This is a genomic window from Streptomyces sp. SLBN-8D4, assembly GCF_049739545.1.
Lineage (GTDB): Bacteria > Actinomycetota > Actinomycetes > Streptomycetales > Streptomycetaceae > Streptomyces > Streptomyces canus_C.
Map to the genome: position 1 here is coordinate 1,399,605 of NZ_JBMGQC010000001.1, position 21,344 is coordinate 1,420,948.

Sequence of the window (21,344 nt, forward strand, 5' to 3'; positions counted from 1 at the left end):
TAGTTCACTGTGATCCCGGGCGGACTGTCCGGGATCGACACAGGAGGCGGCTTCCATGGGGGCAGGGCACGATCACGGCCACGCGCACTCGCATGCGCCGGCCGGCGGTACGGCGACCTCGGCGTACGTCGGCAGGCTGCGGGTGGCGTTGTCGATCACGCTCACCGTCATGGTGGTCGAGATCGTCGGCGGCGTCGTCGCCGACTCCCTCGCCCTGGTCGCGGACGCGGCGCACATGGCGACGGACGCGCTGGGCCTCGGCATGGCCCTCCTCGCGATCCACTTCGCCAACCGCCCGCCGACCGGCAACCGCACCTTCGGGTACGCCCGCGCGGAGATCCTCGCCGCCCTCGCGAACTGTCTGCTGCTGCTCGTCGTCGGCGGCTACGTCCTGTACGAGGCGATCCAGCGGTTCGTCACGCCGGCCGACACCGAGGGCGGGCTGACCATCGTGTTCGGTGCGATCGGTCTGGTCGCGAACATGATCTCGCTGACCCTGCTGATGCGCGGCCAGAAGGAGAGCCTCAACGTGCGCGGGGCGTTCCTGGAGGTCGCGGCGGACGCGCTGGGCTCGCTCGCGGTGATCGTCTCGGCCGCGGTGATCCTGACCACGGGCTGGCAGGCCGCCGACCCGATCGCGTCGCTCGTCATCGGCGTGATGATCGTGCCGCGCACCTTCAGGCTGCTGCGCGAGACCCTCGACGTGCTGCTGGAGTCGGCGCCCAAGGACGTCGACATGGCGGAGGTGCGCACGCACATCCTGGCCCTGGACGGCGTGGAGGACGTCCACGACCTGCACGCCTGGACGATCACCTCGGGAATGCCGGTGCTGTCCGCTCACGTGGTGGTGCGTTCCGACGTACTCAGCGCGATCGGCCACGAGAAAATGCTGCACGAGCTCCAGAACTGCCTCGGTGACCATTTCGACGTGGAGCACTGCACCTTCCAGCTGGAGCCGGTCGGGCACGCGGAGCACGAGGCCCATCTGTGTCACTGACACGCGTGTACGGTGCATGAAACGCCCGTTCTGGCGGAATGCAGCGATCCGGCGCACCTTCGCGTCCTCCACCCCACAACCCCGCCCCGAGCGGTTCCCCGCCCGCCGCGCCGGGCACGATCAACTGCCGGGGGTGCCGGATCCGTGCGGCACACTTGGGGCGCGAAGACCGATGTGAAGGATGGGTATGCCGACCACACCTGCCACCACGACGCACACTCCGTCGAACGGCGCCGCGAACGCGATCCTGCTGGAACTGGTCGACGAGCACGGTGTGACGATCGGCACCGCGGAGAAGCTCGCCGCCCACCAGCCGCCGGGACAACTGCACCGCGCCTTCTCGGTGTTCCTCTTCGACGAGCGGGGCCGGCTGCTGCTGCAGCAGCGCGCGCTCGGCAAGTACCACTCCCCCGGCGTGTGGTCCAACACCTGCTGCGGCCACCCCTACCCGGGCGAGGCGCCCTTCGCGGCGGCGGCCCGGCGGACGTACGAGGAGCTGGGGGTCTCCCCGTCGCTGCTCGCCGAGGCGGGCACGGTCCGCTACAACCACCCCGACCCGGACTCGGGCCTGGTCGAGCAGGAGTACAACCACCTGTTCGTCGGCGTGGTGCAGTCCCCGCTCGGCCCGGACCCGGAGGAGGTCGCCACGACCGCCTTCGTGACCCCGGCCGAGCTGGCGGAGCGGCACGCGAAGGACCCCTTCTCCGCGTGGTTCATGACGGTGCTGGACGCGGCCCGTCCCGCGGTCAGGGAGCTGACGGGCCCGTCCGCCGGCTGGTGAGGGGCCCATGGGCCTTCAGGACACGCGCACGGCCTTGAGCGGCAGGGCGGCCCAGATCACCTTGCCGCCGCTGGAGGTGTGCTCGACGTCGCAGACCCCGCCCGCCTCGCGGGTGATCTCGCGGACCAGGAGCAGTCCCCTGCCCCCCTCACCGCTGTGGTCGGCCTCCAGGGCGGTCGGCCGGTAGGGGTGGTTGTCCTCCACGGACACCCGCACCCACTCCGCACCCACGGCCACCTCCACGGCGAGCATCGGTGAGAGCAGGGCCGCGTGCCGGACGGCGTTCGTGACGAGCTCGGACACGATCAGCAGGAGGCCCTGGACGAGGTCGTCCGAGACGGGCACTCCCTGGCGGTACAGCAGGTCCCGCACGGCGTGGCGCGCCTGCGGGACCGACGCGTCGACGGCGGGGGCGGTGAACCTCCACACCCCCTCGTACGGCAGCGGGTCCGGTGTGCCCCGGTCGAGAGGGTCCGGTTCGAGGGGGTCTTCTCCGCTGTCCGTCGGGCGAGGGCCTGACCCACGCCCATGATCGTCCATTCTTCGGTCGCCACCCTTGCGCTCGATTGTCACCACATGTCGAGTGTTGGCAGCGCACCGCTCCCCTCCGGATGTCTGAACAGAAGTCAGCGCATATCGAATGCCCCTGACCGATTCCGCGCGGAACTATTCGGATTGCGTCGGCTTGGCGACTGCCTCGTGCTGTTCGGTGACCATGCCGACGATCTTTCGTCCGCCGAACCCGGTGGCGATGAGCCCGAGACCGTCGAAGAGCAGGGCGAGCGAGAAGAAGCAGCCGATCACGTACTTGCTGCTGCTCGGCCAGGAGGCCAGCACCAGGATGCCCAGCAGCAGACCGAAGGCGCCCTGCACGAGCGTCCAGCCGAACTGCGGTCCCCGCACCACCAGACTGCCGACCAGCCGGAACACCCCGCCGGTCAGGAAGAGCAGCGCGGCGAACATGGTCAGCGCCGCGGCGGCCGCCTCCGGGCGGGCGATGACGACGACGCCGGCCGCGATGTTCAGTGCGGCGACCACGACACCGAGCCAGAAGAAGCTGGAGCCCCGGGCCTGGACCGCGTGCAGCAGTCCGACCACGCCGCCGATCAGCAGGAGCCAGCCGAACAGGATCATCGAGGTGAGCGTGGCCACCCCGGTGTAGACCAGCCCGACGAGTCCGGCGATCACCAGGATCACACCGAGCGCCGCCAGCCAGCCGAAATCGCGGCTCAGCCTGGCCGTCTCCGGGTTCTCCGCCTTGTTCACTGCCATGCGGGGCCTCCTCGCGCCGCGGGCCCCTTCTTGATCGTGCGGTCGGGGGGTACGGCTAGCATCCGACCCATGGAGTACCCGGAACCGCAGTTGCTGCACACCGTCGCCGACTCGGTCGCTACCGTCGTGGTCCACCATCCGGCCAAGCGCAATGCCATGACGGCCGCGATGTGGGGAGCACTGCCGCCGCTGCTGGACACGCTGGCCGCCGATCCGGGCGTCCGGATGCTCGTGCTGACCGGGCAGGGCGGGACGTTCTGCGCGGGCGCCGACATCTCCACGCTGCGCCGGTCGCCCGAGGAGGCCCAGGGCCTCGCGGTGCGGGCCGAGGAGGCCCTGGCCGCGTTTCCGAAGCCGACGCTCGCGGCGGTCCGGGGGCACTGCGTGGGCGGCGGGTCGCAGCTCGCGGCGGCGTGCGACCTGCGGTTCGCCGAGGAGGGCGCGCTGTTCGGGGTGACTCCGGCGAAGCTCGGTATCGTGTATCCGGCCTCCTCCACCCGGCGGTTGGTGTCGCTGGTCGGTCCGGCCACCGCCAAGTACCTGTTGTTCTCGGGCGAGTTGATCGACGCGGAGCGGGCACTGCGTTCGGGTCTGGTCGACGAGGTACTGCCGGAGGGCGAACTCACCAAGCGGGTCGGGGAGTTCGCGCGGATCCTGGCGTCCCGTTCGCAGCTCACGCAGGCCGCGGCGAAGGAGTTCGCGAACGGCCGCACGGACCGGGACGCGCACTGGAGCGCGCAGACACGGGACAGCGACGACACCTCGGAGGGGGTCGCCGCGTTCCTGGAGCGCCGTCAGCCGCGGTTCACGTGGTCGGTTCCTGGCCGAGGATGAAACGGCTCCTGGAGCGGAGCAGTTCCACGACGTCCGCGGGTGCCTTCTGCGGGGCCCCGGCGTCGTAGGGCGGCTGCGGATCGTACTCGATGCCCAGCTGCACGGCCTGGGCGACGAAGTCTCCCGCCGTCCGGCCGATCAGGTCGAGCCCCATGTCGATACCGGACGAGACCCCGGCCGCGGTGACGTACTTGCCGTCCACCACGACCCGCTCCCCGGTCGGTTCGACGCCGAACTTCCTCAGTTCGTCGAGGGCCAGCCAGTGCGAGGTGGCCCGGCGGCCTTCGAGGAGGCCCGCCGCCGCGAGCAGCAGGGAGCCGGTGCACACGGACGTCGTCCAGGTGCTGGTGGCGTCGGCGGCGCGGATCCAGTCCAGCAGTGCCTGGTTGGTCATCTGCGGGGTCTGTCCGGGGCCGCCCGGGACGACCACGATGTCGGGGTGCGGCGCCTCGGCGAGGCTCTTGTCGGCGACCAGGGCGAGCCTGCCGTTGTCCGTACGGACGGGGCCGGTCTCCTCGGCGACGAAGACGACCTCCGAGTCCGGGAGACGGCCCAGGGTCTCGTACGGGCCGATCGCGTCCAGGGCGGTGAAACGGTCGAAGAGGACGATGGCGATCTGCACAGGGAGTCCTTTCAGCGGGCCGGGGTCGGGTGGAAGCGGCGGCGGTACTCGGAGGGGGCCGTGCCGAGGGCTTTGACGAAGGCACGGCGCATCCCCTCGGGTGTGCCGTAGCCGCTGGCGCGGGAGATCTCCTCGATGCCGTCGGAGGTGTCCTCCAGGAGACGGCGGGCGTGTTCGAGCCGGACCCGGTCGACGTACCGGCCGGGCGTCATGCCGGTCTCGGTCCGGAAGGCACGCGCGAAGTGGCGGGGCGAGAGGCGGGCCCGGGCGGCGAGGGCCTCGACGCTCAGGTCGTCGGCGGGGTGCTCGGTGATCCACAGCTGGACCTCGCGCAGCGGCTCGCGCTGCGCGGTCTGGGCGGCGAGCTGGGCGCTGAACTGGGCCTGGTTGCCCGGCCGGCGCAGGAAGACGACCAGGTGGCGGGCGATGGCGAGGGCGGCCTCCCGGCCCAGGTCCTCCTCGACCAGGGCGAGCGCGAGGTCGATGCCCGAGGTGACGCCGGCGGACGTCGACACCTGTCCGTCGCGCACGTAGATCGGGTCGGGGTCCACCTCGACGGCCGGGTGGTCGCGGGCCAGCTTGTCGCAGTACGCCCAGTGCGTGGTGACCCGGCGGCCGTCCAGGAGCCCTGCCTCGGCGAGCCGGATGGCGCCGGTGCACACCGAGACCAGGCGCTCGGCCCGGGGTCCGTACTCGCGCAGCCAGTCGGCGAGGCGCGCGTCGGGGTGCCGGGTGCCCTGGCCACCGGGCACGAGGAGGGTGTGCGGGGCGTCCGCCCGCGCGAGGGCTTCGTCCGGTACGACGGTCAGGCCGCTGGAGGTGCGTACGGGAGCGCCGTCCGGCGAGGCCGTACGGATGCGGTAGGTGCCCGGGGCGAGCTGCTCGGCGCCGGCGAAGACCTCCAACGGGCCGGTGACGTCGAGGCTCTGCACCCCGTCGAAGAGGACGAAGAGAACGGTTCGCTGGGCCATGTCCCCGATTCTTGGGCCGCGGGGCGATGGCGGCAATGACGAGTTCCCCACCTTTTCTGCCCTGCGCAGCCTCCCCGTAGAGGGGATACCAAGCGGTCGGTAACCTGCTCGCCATGACTACTGCCGCCCTGGAACCGCGCGTCGGCCGCCGCTGTCACAACCCCCTCAACTCCCTGCACGCCGCGCACTACTTCTCTCCCGACCTGGGCAAGGAGCTGGCCGCGATCGGTGTCACGCACCCGAGAGCCGTCAACTTCGCGGTGCGGGCCGCCGCGCTGGGACCGGTCGGCCCGGGAGCGGTGACGGCCGCGTTCTACAACTACAAGCACGAGCTGGTCGCCGAGCACGTGCCCGCCGTGTGGCGGACCGCCACGCCCGAACAGGTTCTGGCGGCACGCGTGCGTGCCGTCGACGCGACCCTGCGCCGCCTGCTCGGCGACGAGACCGTGACCTCGGACGGGATGGCCGAGGCCGCGCGGCTCGCGCTGCGGGCCGCGGAGGGCTGTTCGCGCGCCGCCCGCCCGCTGTACTCCGCGCACGCCGACCTGCCGGTGCCCGAGGAGCCCCACCTGGCGTTCTGGCACGCCGCGACGCTGCTGCGCGAGCACCGGGGCGACGGACATCTGGCCGCCTTGATGGCCGCGGAGCTGGACGGTCTTGAGGCTCTGGTGACCCACACCGCGACCGGCCGGGGCATGACGCCGTCCTGGGTGTTCACCACGCGCGGGTGGACCCGTCAGGAGTGGGACGCGGCCGTCGAACGGCTCCGTGGACGCGGACTTCTGGACGCAGACGGTGAGCTCACCGAGCGGGGGCTCGCCCTGCGGGAGGAGGTCGAGGCCGAGACGGACCGGCTGGACCGGGCCCCGTACGAGCACCTCGGGCCGGAGGGCGTACGACGGCTGACCGAGCTCGCGGTGGGGTTCGCGCGAACCGCAATGGCGGCGGGGGCCTATCCCGCGGACCTGATCGGCAAGCGCTGATCTTCCCGGGCCACGAAGATTGCCCGGCCGTCTCGGAGGTACCCGTTCCCTTCCCGGTCGTCCTGGCCGGGAGAGGAAAGGGGAAGCACATGTTCCGCGCGATCGCAGACGTCCTGCGCCAGATCGGTGGCGCCATCGCCACCGTGGTGACCCTGCCCTTCCGGGCACTGGCCCGGCTCTTCGGCGGTGCGTCCGGCTCCACGCGGAGCCGCAGGGCGTGATGCCCCCGGTCGTATGACCGCGCCCTGATCCCCGACTGTCGGTGCCGCCTGCCACAATTGCCGCGCAACCTCAGTGAGAAGGCGGTACGGGATCGTGACGACACCCGGGTCCAGCGGGTCCACCAGCGCAGGGTCGATCGAAAGCAGGATCGCCGAGGAGCTCGGCGTACGGGAGCGGCAGGTGAAGGCCGCCGTGGAACTGCTCGACGGCGGTTCCACGGTTCCCTTCATCGCCCGCTACCGCAAGGAAGCGACCGAGATGCTCGACGACGCGCAGCTGCGCACGCTCGAGGAGCGGTTGCGGTATCTGCGGGAGCTGGAGGAGCGGCGGACGGCGATCCTCGACTCGGTGCGCGAGCAGGGCAAGCTCACCGAGGAGCTTCAGGCGCGGATCCAGGGCGCGGAGACCAAGGCGCGCCTCGAGGACATCTACCTGCCGTTCAAGCCGAAGCGCCGCACCAAGGCGCAGATCGCCCGCGAGGCCGGCCTCGAACCGCTCGCCGAGGGCCTGCTCGGGGACCCGGGTGTCGCTCCGCTCGCCGCGGCCGCCGCGTTCGTCGACGCCGACAAGGGCGTGCCCGACGCGCAGGCCGCGCTCGACGGCGCCCGGGCGATCCTCACCGAGCGCTTCTCGGAGGACGCCGACCTGATCGGCGAGCTCCGCGAGCGCATGTGGGTGCGGGGGCGGCTGGCCGCCAAGGTGCGGGACGGCAAGGAGGAGGCGGGCGCCAAGTTCGCCGACTACTTCGACTTCACCGAGCCCTTCACGAACCTGCCCTCGCACCGCATCCTGGCGATGCTGCGCGGCGAGAAGGAGGAGGTCCTCGACCTCGTCCTGGAGCCCGAGGAGCCCACCGAGGGACCCTCGTCCTACGAGGGCATCGTGGCCCACCGGTTCGGGATCGCCGACCGCGGCCGCCCCGGCGACAAGTGGCTGACGGACACGGTCCGCTGGGCCTGGCGGACCCGCATCCTCGTGCACCTCGGCATCGACCTCAGGCTGCGGCTGCGGACGGCCGCCGAGGACGAGGCGGTCAACGTGTTCGCGGCCAACCTCCGCGACCTGCTGCTCGCCGCCCCGGCCGGCACACGCTCGACGCTCGGCCTGGACCCCGGCTTCCGTACGGGCGTCAAGGTCGCCGTGGTCGACGCGACCGGCAAGGTCGTCGCCACCGACGTCATCCACCCGCACGTCCCGGCCAACCGGTGGGACGAGGCGATCGCCAAGCTGGCCCGGCTCGCCATGGAGCACGCGGTCGAGCTGATCGCGATCGGCAACGGCACGGCCTCCCGCGAGACCGACAAGCTCGCCGGGGAACTGATCACCAAGCACCCGGAGCTGAAGCTCACCAAGGTGATGGTGTCCGAGGCGGGCGCCTCCGTGTACTCGGCCTCCGCGTTCGCCTCGCAGGAGCTGCCGGACATGGACGTGTCGCTGCGCGGCGCCGTCTCCATCGCGCGCCGGCTCCAGGACCCGCTGGCCGAGCTGGTGAAGATCGACCCGAAGTCGATCGGCGTCGGCCAGTACCAGCACGACCTGTCCGAGGTGAAGCTGTCGCGCTCCCTGGACGCGGTGGTGGAGGACTGTGTGAACGGCGTGGGGGTCGACGTCAACACCGCGTCCGCCCCGCTGCTCGCCCGGGTCTCCGGCATCACCTCCGGACTGGCGGAGAACATCGTGTCGCACCGCGACGCGAACGGCCCCTTCAAGTCCCGCACCCAGCTGAAGAAGGTGGCCCGGCTGGGCCCCAAGGCGTACGAGCAGTGCGCGGGCTTCCTGCGGATCCGCGGCGGCGACGACCCACTGGACTCCTCCAGCGTCCACCCCGAGGCGTATCCGGTGGTGCGGCGCATGGTGAAGACCGCGGGTCAGGAAGTCGCCTCCCTCATCGGCAACACCGGGGTGCTGCGGTCGCTGAGGCCGCAGGACTTCGTGGACGAGACGTTCGGTCTGCCCACGGTGAGCGACATCCTCAAGGAGCTGGAGAAGCCGGGCCGCGACCCGCGGCCCGCCTTCAAGACGGCGACCTTCAAGGAGGGTGTCGAGAAGATCTCCGACCTGTCCGCCGGGATGGTGCTGGAGGGGGTCGTGACCAATGTGGCGGCGTTCGGGGCGTTTATCGACGTCGGTGTCCACCAGGACGGTCTGGCGCATGTCTCCGCGCTGTCGAAGACGTTCGTCAAGGACCCGCGGGATGTGGTGAAGCCCGGTGACATCGTCAAGGTGAAGGTGCTGGAAGTCGACATTCCCCGCAAGCGGATCTCGTTGACGCTGCGGCTCGACGACGAAGCGGCGCCGAAGTCCTCCGGTGGGGAGCGTCGTCAGCCGCAGCGGGGTGGGCGGCCGCCTCAGCAGCGGCAGCAGGCGCCTGCGCCGGGCAACAGTGCGATGGCTGACGCTTTGCGGAAGGCGGGCCTGCTCAATCCGAAGAACGGCAAACGCTAGTACAGGTCGTGGGGAACTGCGGGTCGGCTGTGGCTGGTCGCGCCGTTCCCCGCGCCCCTAACGAGTTTCCGTCACCTTGCCCGACGAGAGCTCCAGGCGGCGGTTCACCCTTACCGCGTCCAGCATTCTGCGGTCGTGGGTGACCAACAGCAGGGTGCCTTCGTAGGCGTCCAGCGCGGATTCCAGCTGTTCGATCGCCGGCAGGTCGAGGTGGTTGGTGGGCTCGTCCAGGACCAGGAGATTCACCCCCCGGCCCTGCAACAAGGCGAGCGCCGCCCTCGTCCGCTCCCCAGGGGAGAGCGTCGCCGCCGAGCGCGTGACGTGGTCGGACTTCAGGCCGAACTTGGCCAGGAGGGTGCGGACCTCCGCCGGTTCGGTGTCGGGGACCGCCGCGCAGAAGGCGTCCAGCAGGGACTCCTCACCGTGGAACAGCTCGCGGGCCTGGTCTACCTCGCCGATCAGGACACCGGAGCCCAGGGAGGACTGGCCGGAGGTCAGCGGCACCCGGCCCAGCAGGGCGCCGAGCAGAGTGGACTTGCCGGCCCCGTTCGCGCCCGTGACGGCCACCCGGTCCGCCCAGTCGATCTGGAGGGACACCGGGCCCAGGACGAAGTCGCCGTGGCGTACCTCGGCGTCCCGCAGAGTCGCGACGACCGCGCCGGAGCGGGGCGCCGACGCGATCTCCATGCGCAGTTCCCACTCCTTGCGCGGCTCGTCGACGACATCGAGGCGTTCGATCATGCGCTGGGTCTGGCGGGCCTTCGCGGCCTGCTTCTCGCTGGCCTCGCTGCGGAACTTGCGGCCGATCTTGTCGTTGTCGTTGTTCGCCTTGCGGCGCGCGTTCTTCACGCCCTTGTCCATCCACGAGCGCTGCATCTGCGCCCGGTCCTGGAGCGCTGAGCGCTTGTCGGCGTACTCCTCGTAGTCGTCCCGGGCGTGCCGGCGGGCGACCTCGCGCTCCTCCAGGTAGGCCTCGTAGCCGCCGCCGTACAGGGTGATCTGCTGCTGGGCCAGGTCGAGTTCGAGGACCTTGGTGACCGTGCGGGTGAGGAACTCGCGGTCGTGGCTGACGACCACCGTGCCGGCTCTTAGGCCCTTCACGAACCGCTCCAGGCGCTCCAGGCCGTCCAGGTCGAGGTCGTTGGTCGGCTCGTCGAGGAGGAACAGGTCGTAGCGGGAGAGCAGCAGGGAGGCGAGGCCTGCTCGTGCCGCCTGGCCGCCCGACAGGGACGTCATCGGCTGGTCCAGGTCGACCGCCAGGCCCAGCGAGTCGGTGACCTCCTCGGCCCGTTCGTCGAGGTCGGCGCCGCCGAGGTCCAGCCAGCGCTCCAGGCTGGTGGCGTAGGCGTCGTCGGCGCCCGGTGCCCCGTCGACCAGGGCCTGGGTCGCCTCGTCCATCACCCGCTGGGCCTCGGCGACTCCGGTGCGGCGGGCGAGGAACTCGCGCACGGTCTCCCCCGGGCGCCGCTCCGGCTCCTGCGGCAGGTGCCCGACGGTGGCCGTGGGCGGGGAGAGCCTGAGCTCTCCCTCCTCCGGGGCGAGCAGACCCGCGAGCATCCTGAGCAGCGTGGACTTGCCCGCGCCGTTGGCCCCGACCAGGCCGATCACATCTCCGGGCGCGACGACGAGGTCGAGCCCGCTGAACAGGGAACGGTCGCCGTGGCCGGCGGCGAGGTTCTTGGCGACGAGGGTGGCAGTCATCAGACCGTCGATCCTAATGGCCGTGGTGGGTGCCCGGCGCCCCGGTTCTCAGCGGGCCATCGCCTCCACCAGGACGCTTCCCGAGGTCCGCGCCACCACGAACGCTTCTCCCCGCACCGCCTTGGCGTCCAGGGCGATGCGGTGCCGGCCCGCTTCCAGGACGCCGTCGAAGACCTCCTGGGCGTGGGTGCGGTACAGCCGGTCGAGACGGTACGCCGTCAGGCGCACCCGGCACGGCGAGGTGACCTCGACGCCGGCCTCGCCGTCGGCGGCCACCAGCCGGGTCAGCCGGCGCAGTTCCACCGGGCGGCGGTCCAGGGCGTGCTCAATCTGCGCCACGAGCAGAGGGACGATCGGGGCGAGGCCGTCGACGTAGGCCACGTCGACGCCCGCGCGGGCGAAGGAGCGGCGTACGGCGGCACGTTCCTCCTCGGTGACCGCGCGGCCGAAGGCCACGGCGCCGTAGCCGCGCAGTTCGTCGGCGTGGACCTCACCGACCTCGCGGGTGATGTCGGCGCCGATGCCGATGGCGCGCAGGGCGGCGGCGAGTTTGGCGAGGACGGCGACGCGGGCGCCGATGAGCAGGACGCGGCGGCGGGAGCCCTCCGAGTCTTCGGCGCCCCGGAGCAGGGAGTCGAGCGCCGTGCGGTACTCGGCGCCCTGGAAGCGGAACGGCCCGATGCCGTGGTAGCCGTTGAGCTGGACGTCCACGGCCTCCGCGGTCTGCCAGGCGAAGTCGCGCCAGATGAAGTCGTCGCCGTCCCGCTCGATGACGGCGGTGACGGCACCGCAGCCGAGGTCCTCGCACTCGGGGCAGCCGTAGATGACGTGCCGGCCGTTCGGAAGCGGGGCGTCCGTCTCGCCCAGGAGGCTGCGGACCTGGGCGGTGAAGATCGCGGGTGGGACGTCGGAGGCGAGGGGGGAGACGGCGTCGAGGTCGGAGAGCTGGAAGAGGAGCGGCCGGCCGTCGACGATGAAGTCCAGGAAGTCCCGGTGGACCTGGACGTCACCGTTGGCGAGTACTCCACCGGCACGCATCGCCGGTGCCAGGCCGAAGGTCGCGTATGCGGCAGACATGGTGTGAGTATTCCCGGCTTTGGGCCGGTCTGAGCACGGCATGGGTCATTCCGCTCACGCCGGGCGGCGCGGTCGCTCGACAAGTACCTCGGCGTGCACGAGGAGTTGGCGGCGCGGCCCGGCGTCAGCGGCGTACGCGTGGTCGAAGGAGGACCGGTCGGAGAGGGTGTGACCCCCTCCTCCCGACGTGCGCCGTACTCAGCTGTGGTCGTGGCCCAGCGGGTCACCCTCCGTCTCGGTGCCGGGGCCCGGGCCGATCTGGATCCCGAAGTCGCCGTCGTACTTCTTGTGGCCCTCGATCACGGCGAGTTCGACGGCCTCGGAGCCCATCTCGCCGCGCACGATCACCGGGTCCTGGCGCAGATCGCGCATGAGGGCGACACACATCCCGATCATCACGAGGACGAAGGGGGCGGCGGCCAGGATCGTGAGGTTCTGCAGGCCGGTGAGCGCGTCGCCCTGGCCGCTGCCGACGAGCAGCATGATGGCGGCGACCGCTCCGGTGACCACACCCCAGAACACGACGACGAAACGGCCGGGTTCGAGGGCGCCCTTCTGGGAGAGCGTGCCCATCACGATGGACGCGGCGTCGGCTCCGGAGACGAAGAAGATGCCGACCAGGATCATCACGAGCAGGCTGGTGGCGGTGGCGAGGGGGAACTCCTGGAGCACGCCGAACAGCTGGCCCTCCGGGGTCGACTCGCCGGCGAGCGCGCCGCCCTCCTTCAGCTTCATGGCCGTACCGCCGAAGATCGCGAACCAGACGAGGCTGACCGTGCTGGGCACCAGGATGACGCCGCCGACGAACTGCCGGATGGTGCGGCCGCGGCTGATGCGGGCGATGAACATGCCGACGAAGGGCGTCCAGGAGATCCACCAGGCCCAGTAGAAGACGGTCCAGCTGCCGAGCCAGTCCGCGACGCCCTTGCCGCCGCTCGCCTCGGTACGCCCCGCGAGCTGGGGCAGATCGCCGAGGTAGGAGAAGACCGAGGTGGGCAGCAGGTCGAGGACGATGATCGTGGGGCCCGCGATGAACACGAACACGGCGAGGATCAGGGCGAGCACCATGTTGGTGTTGGACAGCCACTGGATGCCCCGCTCGATGCCGGAGACGGCCGAGAGCACGAAGGCCAGGGTCAGCACGGCGATGATCGTGACGAGCAGTCCGGTGCTGACGTGGTCCATCCAGTTCAGCTCCTGGAAGCCGGAGCCGATCTGGAGGGCGCCGAGGCCGAGGGAGGCCGCGGAGCCGAAGACGGTGGCGATGATCGCGAGGATGTCGATCACGCGGCCCGCGGTGCCGTTCGCGTGCTTCTCCCCGATGAGCGGGGTGAACACGGCGCTGATGGTCTGGCGCCGGCGCTTGCGGAAGGTGCTGTAGGCGATGCCCAGGCCGACCACCGCGTAGATCGCCCAGGGGTGCAGGGTCCAGTGGAACAGGGTGGTGGCCATCGCCGTCTCCATGCGTTCACCGGAGTTGGCGGGACTCGTGCCCGGAGGCGGGGTCGTGTAGTGCGAGAGGGGCTCACTGACGCCGTAGAACATCAGGCCGATGCCCATGCCGGCGCTGAACATCATCGCGACCCAGGAGACGGTCTTGAACTCGGGTTCCTCGCCCTCGGCGCCCAGGTGGATGCGGCCGTAGCGGCTCATCGCGAGCCAGAGGGCGAACACCACGAAACACGAGGCGGCCAGCATGAAGGCCCAGCCGCCGTTGTGGATCAGCCCGCCGAGCATGCTGGTGGAGACGTCCTCCAGCGAGTCGGTCGCCGCCCAGCCCCAGATCACGAAGGCCAGGGTGATGGCGGCGGTGACGCCGAACACCACCCGGTCGGTCCGGTGGCCGAGAATCCCCGCGGTGGGGTCTTCCCGGCCACCTCTCTGCTTCAGGTCTTCAGTCATGTGCGGCACCTTCCCCCGGGGCAGTGGATACGCCGGTTTTCACACAGTTCCCCAGGACCTACCACAGGTGCCGCAGATCGGAGCCGATTCAGCAGCCGGTGTCGGGCTCCCCGACCGTCAGGTGATAGGGAGCGCGTTCGTCGAGAAGCAGCGGGACGAGGGCGCGCAGGGGCTGGCGTTGACCGAAGCGGTGGAGGTGGGCGACATGGGTTCCGTCCTGTGTAAGGCCGCCCGTTTCGCGATCAGTCCAGCAGGTCTCGGAGAGAGGTGGCCGGCAGATCTGCGACCGCACCGTTGCCCTTCAGGGGTGAAGTCGCATTTCCGCTGACAACGGCCAACGCAATGAAGGCTTTGGTCTCAGCGGTGGTGTCGGCAGGGCGGGCTGAGGTTCTCTGCGGGATCCTGTACGTGCTGCACACCGGCATCCAGTGGGAACACCTGCCCGCCCAGATGGGCTTCGGCTCGGGCATGACCTGTTGGAGAGCACGCGTGCCGCAGGAGATGTGGATGAAGCTCGGTGACCGGGCCCGACGGATGCGGTTTCGAGGCGGCCTTCAAGGACCGGCGGAAGGCGTCCGGGCCGACAGCCCGCGCGACCGGGAGATCGAGGGAGGCGACAGCGGTCGGCAGCCGTTCCGAGGGCCACACCGGAGCACACGGATCGGACGGGTCGTCGGCGGACTCACCGCGGATCTCCTCGACGTACCACCACAGAAGTTCACGGCCCTCCGCGAACGGAAACGCCTCGCGTTCACGCGGCCCGGAGCCTCTGGCGCCTTTGCCCTGGACGACGAAACGTCCCCACTGGCCCAACTCCCAGTGGATGCCGCCGATGCGCACTGTGCACAGCTCGGTGGCCCGGACGCCGGAGATGTAGGAGATCTTCGCCATGCAGTAGTCACGCACGGCCACCGAATACTTGCGGGCGTCCGGTAATGCCTCGCGCCAGGAGGCGAAGAACTCTGTCATCGCCCGCTTCGAGGGCGGGATCCTCAAGCCGTACTCGCCCGGTGGCGCGGACGGTTGAAGGGATCGACCGGCGACTCGACGGCCGCCCCGAACCGCCGCAGGATCTCGTAGACGTCGCAGAGCTCGATGACCGGCTTCGTGAGCTTGCCCAGCGTCGTCGCCGCGAGCCCGGCCACGTCCCGTGCCCAGGTGTACTCGGCCACGGCGTCCTGGAAGGCCGCGATCTCGTCCGCGCTGTCCGAGATCGCGGCGGCCCGCCGCTGCAGCGTGAGTACGTCCGCCAGACCCTCCCCTGGCGGACGCGCCTCACTCGGTGCAGCTGCCGTGCGGGACCAGCGACAGCCGACGACTTCTGGTTTCATCCACGAACCGGCACATTAGGGGGATCACTCGCAGAATCCGCCAGTAACAGCGGAGATCCCACATGAACGAGTGACTCCCCGGTACAGACCGTGGACCTGCTGAGATGCGGCTACGTCAGGGTGAGGACGTTCGGGGAACCCATCGGACAACCACTTGCGGCCTCGGTGGCTTCCGTGGACTCGCCCGGCGTCGCGATCAGGGATGCGGCCCCGGCAGCCACGCTCGCGGTGACGGCTCGGATCATCGTCCTCCCTCCGGGACGCGGTGCGCGGCGCGCGGTGCCCGCACGCCGTCGAGGGCTGCCGCCCGATGGGGTACGGCGGTCCCGGCGCCCTTCGTGGCGTGCGCGAAGGCGGAGGCGCCGCCGACCAGCGGGACGCGGGCCGAGGTGCGGGCCAGGTCGATCGTCAGGGTGGGCTTGGTGGACGGCGGGTCGATGAGGTCCTTGTCGGTGCCCGCGACGATCAGGGCGAGGCGGTGGCCCGCCGGGACGACGTGGTCCGTGGCGCCGAGGTCGAGGGTGATGGTGTAGGCCTTGCCCGGGGTGAGCGGGACGCCCTTCCCGGCGTCGGCGTAGGTGCCGAGGTCGGCCCAGCCGCGGCTGACCACCGTGTAGTCGACGGCCGTGGTCCTGGCCTTTGTCTCCTTGAAGCAGGCGCTGTCACCGGTGGTGCCGGCGCCCCAGCAGGTGCGGTTCGTGAGCGTGGTGATGCCTTCCCCACTGGCCGCGTAGTCGCGGATGGTGTCGGGGCCGAGGTCCACGAGCACGGCGGAGAGGTGGGCCGTGGGGGTGGTCGGGGTCGCCGTGACCGTGACCTTGGAAGGGCCGGACAGGCGGAGGTCCTTGGTGAGGGTGCCCGTGGTGAAGCCCGCCTTGTCGGGGGTGGACGTGTCGATCCGGGCGGCCCAGTCGGTCTCGCTCAGCGCCGGGTCGTCGGTGAAGGTCTCGGTGCCCTTGGCCTTGGCGAGGCCGAGGGTGCCGACGCCCGACCGGGCACCCTGGGCGGGGCGCAAGGTGGCCGACGAAGTGCCGCGCGGGGGCCAGGACTTCGAGGTGACCCACTGGTCGGGGTGGCGTTCGATGTCGGCCATGGGCTCGCGGTCGATGCCGTTGTCGTAGCCGAGGAGTTCGTGGTCGAACCAGCGGTGCAGGGTGTCGACCCATGCCGTGCGCCGGAAGTCGAAGGGGTCGACGTGGCCGGTCTGGGAGAGCCAGATCTTGCCCTCGACGCCGTTCTTCGCGAGGGCGTCCCACCACGGACCGACGTGCTGGAGACGGACGTTGAGGTCCTGCATGCCGTGCACGAGGAAGACGCTGGCCTTTACCTTCTTCGCGTCCTTCACGTAGTCGCGTTCGGTCCACAGCGGGGTCCGGTCGCCGGTGCGGGGCGCCTGGTCGACGAGCTTGTGCTGGACGGCGGCGCACTTGGCGCGGGCGTCGGGGCTGTCGACGTAGTCGGACAGCCAGTCGGGGCCGGAGTCGTAGAGCGGGGCGCCCTGAGCGAAGTAGTAGTCGTACCAGGTGGAGATGGCGCTGATCGGGACGATGGTCTTCAGGCCCTTGACGCCGGTGGCGGCGACGCCGTTGGCGATGGTGCCGTCCCAGCTCTTGCCGATCATGCCGGTTCTGCCGTTGGTCCAGGTGGCTTTGGTCTTCGCGGTGCCGGTGCGGCTCGTGTAGGCCGTGGCCCGGCCGTTCAGCCAGTCGACCACCGCTTTCGCCGACTGGACGTCGGAGCGGCCGCCGACGTCCACACAGCCGTCGGAGCGGTTGGTGCCGGCGAGGTCGACGCCGACGAAGGCGTAGCCGCGGGGCACGAAGTAGTTGTCGTAGAACAGCGGCATCTGGACGACATCGCCGTTGGCGTCGTACGTCTTCAGCTGGCTCTCGTTGCCGCGTCCGCAGCAGGAGTAGTAGGGGCTGGCGTCCATGATGACCGGGACCTTGCGGCCCTTCTGGGCTGCTTCGCGGGGCCGGACGATGTCGACGGCGACGCGGTCGGTCCTTCCGTCTCCGTCGCCGTCGAGCCGGGTGTCCACCCAGACGGCCTCGCGGACGGCGTTCTCGTACGAGTAGATCGGTTGGCTCTCCCGCGGGGCCGACTGGGCCTGTGCCTGTGCGGTCGCGGGTGCGAGGAAGGTCGCCAGCAGGGCGGCGGTGGCCGCGGCGGCGGTCGCGAGCGGTCTCCAGATCATGAAGCGCGTGCGTATCGACATGCGCGGACGGTACTGCGGTCAACTCCCGTGCAAAAGAGGGCCCCTTGAGTCCGCGACGACCGAATGGCGATCGTGTGACAGGGGTGGCCGTGGACACATCCGGCTCACAGGTGGTGAATAGGCTGCGAACAGACCTCGTGCCCCTACGACTTGGAGCATTCGTGCACCGCAGACTCATCGCACCGGGCGCATTCGCGGCGGCCTCCCTGATGCTGGCGATCCCGGCGTCGGCGGCGGGCTTCTCCCCCGGCGCTCCGGGCATCGGCGACCCCTACTACCCGGACTACGGCAACGGCGGATACGACGTCTCCCACTACGACCTGCGGCTGAAGTACCAGCCGGCCACGGACGAACTGGAGGGCACCGCCACCCTCCTGGCCCGCACCACGCAGGACCTCTCCCGCTTCGATCTGGACTTTCTCCTCGACGTGAGCGAAGTCCGGGTCAACGGCGCGAAGGCGTTGTTCACCACCTCGGGCGAGCACGAGCTGGAAGTCACACCGAAGTCGCCGCTGGCAAAGGGCACTTCCGTGACGGTGGTGGTCCGCTACAGCGGAGTGCCCTCGTCGAAGCAGGCGTACGGCTTCACCAGCTGGCACCGCGCTCCGGACGGCGGGGTCGGGGCGAACGAGCCCGAGGCGGCCTGGTGGTGGTTCCCGAGCAACGACCACCCGCTCGACAAGGCCACCTACGACGTGTCGGTCCTGGTGCCGGACGGCAGCCAGGCCATCTCCAACGGCACGCTCCAGTCGACGAGTTCACGCCTCGGCTGGACCCGCTGGAACTGGCGCTCCGACAAGCCGCAGGCCACCTATCTCGCGACGCTCGCCGTCGGCCGCTTCGACCTCACGACCGGGACGACCGACGGCGGGATTCCGGTCGTCAACGCCTACAGCAAGGACCTCGGGGCCAACTACGGCGCCGCGCGCGCCAGCGTCGAGCGGACCGGGGAGATCGCCGACTGGCTGAGCGGCTACTTCGGGCCGTATCCCTTCGACGCGCTCGGCGGCTATGTGCCGAACACGAACACCGGTTACGCGCTGGAGACGCAGACCCGGCCCTTCTACAGCCCGCGGCAGTTCGCGAACGGGTCCAACACCTCCGTGGTCGTCCACGAGTTGGCCCACCAGTGGTACGGCGACCTGGTGTCCGTGCACGGCTGGAAGGACATCTGGATCAACGAGGGCTTCGCCCGGTACGCACAGTGGCTGTGGTCCGAGCACGAGGACGAGGGGACCGCGCAGGAGCTCGCCGACTACGTGTACGCCTCGCATCCGGCCGACGACACGTTCTGGACGGTCAGGCCGGGTGACCCCGGGCCGGAGAACCAGTTCGACATCGCCGTCTACGACCGGGGCGCGCTGGCCCTTCAGGCGCTGCGGAACGAGATCGGCGACGAGGCGTTCTTCGCGGTGCTGAAGGGCTGGCCGCAGAAGTACGCCTACGGCAACGCGTCGGTCGCCGACTTCCAGAGGTACGCCGAGGAGGTGTCGGGGCAGCCGCTGGCCGCGCTGTTCGACACGTGGCTGTTCCAGCCGTCGAGGCCGGGGTCGCCCGCGGCTCGGGGCGTGTCGATCGCGAGGGCCGCGGAGGCTCCCGTACAGCCGAAGTCGTGGAAGAGGATCGCCGCGACGAACGAGGTACACGGCCACTGAGGGTCGTGGGGTGGGGCGGCCTGTCCCTCGACGCCCGTCTAGGTGTGGGCCGCTCCGACCGGTTTGGACTCCGGTGAGCCGCGCTGTCGGAGGTAGACGGAGAGGATGGCCATCGAGGCCACGGCGAGGAGTTCGGACTGCCAGTTCCGCAGGGTGCGGCTCCGGAAGTCCGCGGAGCCGATGTAGCCGCCCCAGCTCATGGGGGCCTGGAACTGCCGCGGTTGCCCCTCGTTGTAGGCGGCGACGCCGCCGATCGACTGGGCCAGCCAGGAGAAGACGAAGATGGCGCCCACCACCAGCCCGAGGGAGCGGGAGTAGAGGCCCTGGCGCAGTCCGCCGGCAGCGGCCCATCGCGGGGAGTTCCGGTGGGCTCGGGTGAGCCGCGCTGGAGGAGCCAGACAGTGGCCGTGATGTAGAGGAAGAACTGGAGGTACTCCGACTGCCAGTTCTCCGTCACGTCGACCGCGAAGTCCGAGGACATGAGGTAGTCGCCGAAGCCGACCTGGGCGAGTCCCTCGGTGGTGAGCTGGTTGTTGAAGTCCGCGTACCCCGCGATCGCCCGTCCGGCGAGGGCCACCAGGAATCCGATGCCGAAGGCAAGGCCGAGGCCGTTGTCGCGCAGGAAGCCGCGGGTGCGGGTGGTCGTCCGGGGGCGTGTGGTCATCGGTGCATCAGCCCCACGACGGTGAAGTAGACGAGGCCGCTGAGGACGACGGCCAGGCAGAGCGTGAACATGGTCCGCGTGTGCCGTCAGCCTCCCCTGATCGCGCACTGGTACGGCCGCCCCGGCTGCGGGCTGCAGCCGGCCGCGACGACTTTCCAGCCGTCGGGGAACAGGGAGAGGAAGAGGGTGTCCCTGGCCAGGACGATGCGGGCCTGTCTGCCGTAGAGGTCCACTCGGTGGGTGGTGCCGCCGGGGGGAATCTCCTGGGAGGAGATCGCCTTCTCGCAACCAGCCTTGTCGGACTCCTCCAGTTAGCTGCGGGTTTCCGGCGCGAGTGCGGTGCGCAGTCCGGTCGGATCGTCGGCACGCAGAAGCCGCTCGAATCCGGTGGCCGCGGTCTCGGCGTCCGAACGGCGCTCTCCGACGCTGCCGCAGCCCGAGAGGACCAGTCCCAGCAGGGCCAGGCACATCAGCGCGCTGATCCGGTGCGATGTGCGCATCCGGTTCCGGTGCGGCTCTCTCACCCGGCCCGGGTACCCGGATCCTCCCGGTTCAAGAGATCTGCCACGCGGGCGAGGAGGACGTCCCTGGTGATCGCGTCCGTCCGCGTCGACGGCACGGTGCAGGCGTGGGCGCTGGCCACCGCGCCGTACAGGGCGCACCGGTGCGGGGGCTCGCCGGTCAGGCGGCCGAAGAGGAAGGCGGCGGCGAAGGCGTCACCGGCGCCGTTGGAGTCGATCACGGGGGCGGGTGGCGTGACCGGCGGGACGTGGGTCAGCTCGTCCTCGGCGAGAAGGTACGAGCCCTCGGCGCCGGCGGTGGCGACGACCACCTCGGCACGGCCGCGTGCGGCGATGTCGCGCAGGGTGCGCTCGGGGTCGGTGAGGGCGGCCGCGGACAGGAAGACCACGTCGGCGGTGAGGGCGAACGGCTCGTGGTAGGGGTTCTCGCCGTCCCAGTCGTGGAGGTCGGTGGAGAGGGTGGCCCCGGTGTCCTGGAGGACGGGGAGGGCGTGGGCGCAGGGGTGGGTGATCGAGATGTGGACATGGCGGCTCGCCTCGGCGACGGGCCGCAGGGTGTCCGGCGGGATGCGGTCGTCTGCGTGGGCACGGCTGGTGTCGTACAGGGACAGGCGCCTGCCGTCGGGGCCGACGAGGTTGACCGCCCGCTTGGTGCCGGCGGGCTGGGGTACGGCGGTGAGCGCGATGCCGCGGTCGCGGTGCAGGGTGCGGACCAGCTCGCCCTCGGGGTCGTCGCCGAGGAAGTCGAGGTGGTGGGTGTTCATGCCGAGGGCGGCGAGGCCCACGGCGACGAAGTCCCCGGTCTGTCCGGCGCGGGTGCGGATGCCGGAGTCGATCATGTAGCTGTCGGCGTAGGGCAGGGGCAGCTCGGGGACGTACACGATGGTGTCCACCCCGGCCCCGCCCAGCACGAGCACGTCGATGTCCCGGCTCACGTCAGTCCTCCCCGTGGTCGTAGACGGTGACGGAGAGGTCGCGCGTCGCTCCGCTGGGTGTGTCGCTTGCTCTCTCCCGTAGGCCCCCAGGCATGGGGCAGCTGCGGGCCGGCTGTGGCTGGTCGCGCAGTTCCCCGCGCCCCTGCGGGGCGCGTCCCTCGCCGCCTGTCGACATGATGTCGTACTTGATCTCCCCCATGGCGCCACCGTAAA

General features: G+C 70.6%; 20 protein-coding genes and 2 pseudogenes. 8 read left to right on the top strand and 14 right to left on the bottom strand.

The window, feature by feature from the left end; all coding sequences use genetic code 11:
- Positions 1-55 precede the first annotated feature (55 nt).
- Both RKD20_RS06520 and idi read left to right on the top strand, forming a co-directional pair.
- Positions 56-997: a cation diffusion facilitator family transporter gene (locus RKD20_RS06520; protein ID WP_424876841.1), complete on the top strand. Its 942-nt coding sequence runs from the start codon at positions 56-58 to the stop codon at positions 995-997.
- Between the two features lie 187 nt (positions 998-1,184).
- Positions 1,185-1,778: an isopentenyl-diphosphate Delta-isomerase gene (gene idi, locus RKD20_RS06525; RefSeq protein ID WP_424876842.1), complete on the top strand. Its 594-nt coding sequence runs from the start codon at positions 1,185-1,187 to the stop codon at positions 1,776-1,778.
- Between the two features lie 15 nt (positions 1,779-1,793).
- Here idi and RKD20_RS06530 read toward each other — a convergent pair whose 3' ends face one another.
- Positions 1,794-2,318: an ATP-binding protein gene (locus RKD20_RS06530; protein ID WP_424876843.1), complete on the bottom strand. Its 525-nt coding sequence runs from the start codon at positions 2,316-2,318 to the stop codon at positions 1,794-1,796.
- 126 nt (positions 2,319-2,444) lie between these two features.
- Positions 2,445-3,050 carry an HdeD family acid-resistance protein gene (locus RKD20_RS06535; RefSeq protein ID WP_424876844.1) on the bottom strand — a complete coding sequence of 202 codons (606 nt, stop codon included), beginning with the start codon at positions 3,048-3,050 and terminating at the stop codon, positions 2,445-2,447.
- A gap of 69 nt (positions 3,051-3,119) precedes the next feature.
- Here RKD20_RS06535 and RKD20_RS06540 point away from each other — a divergent pair, with 69 nt between their 5' ends.
- Positions 3,120-3,884, top strand: coding sequence for an enoyl-CoA hydratase/isomerase family protein (locus RKD20_RS06540; RefSeq protein WP_424876845.1), 765 nt, complete (start codon positions 3,120-3,122; stop codon positions 3,882-3,884).
- Here the strand turns inward: RKD20_RS06540 and RKD20_RS06545 are convergent.
- Positions 3,856-4,506, bottom strand: a complete 651-nt coding sequence (locus tag RKD20_RS06545) for a DJ-1/PfpI family protein (RefSeq protein ID WP_424876846.1) — start codon at positions 4,504-4,506, stop codon at positions 3,856-3,858. The genes RKD20_RS06540 and RKD20_RS06545 overlap by 29 nt on opposite strands.
- 11 nt (positions 4,507-4,517) lie before the next feature.
- Positions 4,518-5,477, bottom strand: a complete 960-nt coding sequence (locus RKD20_RS06550; RefSeq protein ID WP_424876847.1) for a GlxA family transcriptional regulator — start codon at positions 5,475-5,477, stop codon at positions 4,518-4,520.
- Between the two features lie 113 nt (positions 5,478-5,590).
- Here RKD20_RS06550 and RKD20_RS06555 point away from each other — a divergent pair, with 113 nt between their 5' ends.
- The 3 genes from RKD20_RS06555 (at position 5,591) to RKD20_RS06565 (ending at position 9,127) form a co-directional block, all read left to right on the top strand.
- Positions 5,591-6,460 carry an SCO6745 family protein gene (locus tag RKD20_RS06555; RefSeq protein WP_424876848.1) on the top strand — a complete coding sequence of 290 codons (870 nt, stop codon included), beginning with the start codon at positions 5,591-5,593 and terminating at the stop codon, positions 6,458-6,460.
- Between the two features lie 89 nt (positions 6,461-6,549).
- Positions 6,550-6,681 (top strand): LPFR motif small protein, encoded by a 132-nt coding sequence (locus RKD20_RS06560; protein WP_252100555.1) that lies wholly within the window; start codon positions 6,550-6,552, stop codon positions 6,679-6,681.
- A gap of 94 nt (positions 6,682-6,775) precedes the next feature.
- Positions 6,776-9,127, top strand: coding sequence for a Tex family protein (locus RKD20_RS06565; protein WP_424876849.1), 2,352 nt, complete (start codon positions 6,776-6,778; stop codon positions 9,125-9,127).
- A 57-nt stretch (positions 9,128-9,184) separates the two neighbouring features.
- On the opposite strand, the gene abc-f is transcribed toward RKD20_RS06565, so the two are convergent.
- The 3 genes from abc-f to RKD20_RS06580 form a co-directional block, all read right to left on the bottom strand.
- Positions 9,185-10,828, bottom strand: coding sequence for a ribosomal protection-like ABC-F family protein (gene abc-f / locus RKD20_RS06570; RefSeq protein ID WP_424876850.1), 1,644 nt, complete (start codon positions 10,826-10,828; stop codon positions 9,185-9,187).
- A 48-nt stretch (positions 10,829-10,876) separates the two neighbouring features.
- Positions 10,877-11,905: an oxidoreductase gene (locus RKD20_RS06575; RefSeq protein WP_424876851.1), complete on the bottom strand. Its 1,029-nt coding sequence runs from the start codon at positions 11,903-11,905 to the stop codon at positions 10,877-10,879.
- Between the two features lie 198 nt (positions 11,906-12,103).
- Positions 12,104-13,807 carry a BCCT family transporter gene (locus RKD20_RS06580; RefSeq protein ID WP_424876852.1) on the bottom strand — a complete coding sequence of 568 codons (1,704 nt, stop codon included), beginning with the start codon at positions 13,805-13,807 and terminating at the stop codon, positions 12,104-12,106.
- Positions 13,808-14,197: 390 nt separating this feature from the next.
- Here RKD20_RS06580 and RKD20_RS06585 point away from each other — a divergent pair.
- Positions 14,198-14,290, top strand: a pseudogene (locus RKD20_RS06585) (transposase); the annotation flags it as partial.
- 509 nt (positions 14,291-14,799) lie between these two features.
- Here RKD20_RS06585 and RKD20_RS06590 read toward each other — a convergent pair.
- Together RKD20_RS06590 and RKD20_RS06595 are read right to left on the bottom strand one after the other, a co-directional pair.
- On the bottom strand, positions 14,800-15,138 hold the full coding sequence (locus tag RKD20_RS06590) for a hypothetical protein (RefSeq protein WP_424876853.1): 339 nt from the start codon (positions 15,136-15,138) through the stop codon (positions 14,800-14,802).
- Between the two features lie 241 nt (positions 15,139-15,379).
- Positions 15,380-17,356, bottom strand: coding sequence for a Xaa-Pro dipeptidyl-peptidase (locus RKD20_RS06595; RefSeq protein WP_424876854.1), 1,977 nt, complete (start codon positions 17,354-17,356; stop codon positions 15,380-15,382).
- A 161-nt stretch (positions 17,357-17,517) separates the two neighbouring features.
- Between RKD20_RS06595 and RKD20_RS06600 the strand changes: the two genes are divergently transcribed.
- Positions 17,518-19,011 carry a M1 family metallopeptidase gene (locus tag RKD20_RS06600; protein ID WP_424876855.1) on the top strand — a complete coding sequence of 498 codons (1,494 nt, stop codon included), beginning with the start codon at positions 17,518-17,520 and terminating at the stop codon, positions 19,009-19,011.
- Between the two features lie 38 nt (positions 19,012-19,049).
- On the opposite strand, the pseudogene RKD20_RS06605 reads toward RKD20_RS06600, so the two are convergent.
- The 5 genes and pseudogenes from RKD20_RS06605 to RKD20_RS06625 all read right to left on the bottom strand — a co-directional run bounded on the left by RKD20_RS06605 (position 19,050) and on the right by RKD20_RS06625 (position 21,330).
- Positions 19,050-19,675 (bottom strand): annotated as a pseudogene (locus RKD20_RS06605) (DUF6766 family protein).
- Positions 19,676-19,761: 86 nt separating this feature from the next.
- Entirely contained in the window at positions 19,762-19,908 is a 147-nt protein-coding gene (locus RKD20_RS06610) for a hypothetical protein (RefSeq protein ID WP_424876856.1), read from the bottom strand.
- Between the two features lie 78 nt (positions 19,909-19,986).
- A complete protein-coding gene (locus RKD20_RS06615; protein ID WP_424876857.1) occupies positions 19,987-20,175 on the bottom strand; it encodes a hypothetical protein in 189 nt (62 codons plus the stop codon).
- A gap of 20 nt (positions 20,176-20,195) precedes the next feature.
- A complete protein-coding gene (locus tag RKD20_RS06620; protein ID WP_424876858.1) occupies positions 20,196-21,131 on the bottom strand; it encodes a PfkB family carbohydrate kinase in 936 nt (311 codons plus the stop codon).
- Between the two features lies 1 nt (position 21,132).
- Positions 21,133-21,330, bottom strand: coding sequence for a hypothetical protein (locus RKD20_RS06625; RefSeq protein ID WP_424876859.1), 198 nt, complete (start codon positions 21,328-21,330; stop codon positions 21,133-21,135).
- Between the last annotated feature and the right edge of the window lie 14 nt (positions 21,331-21,344).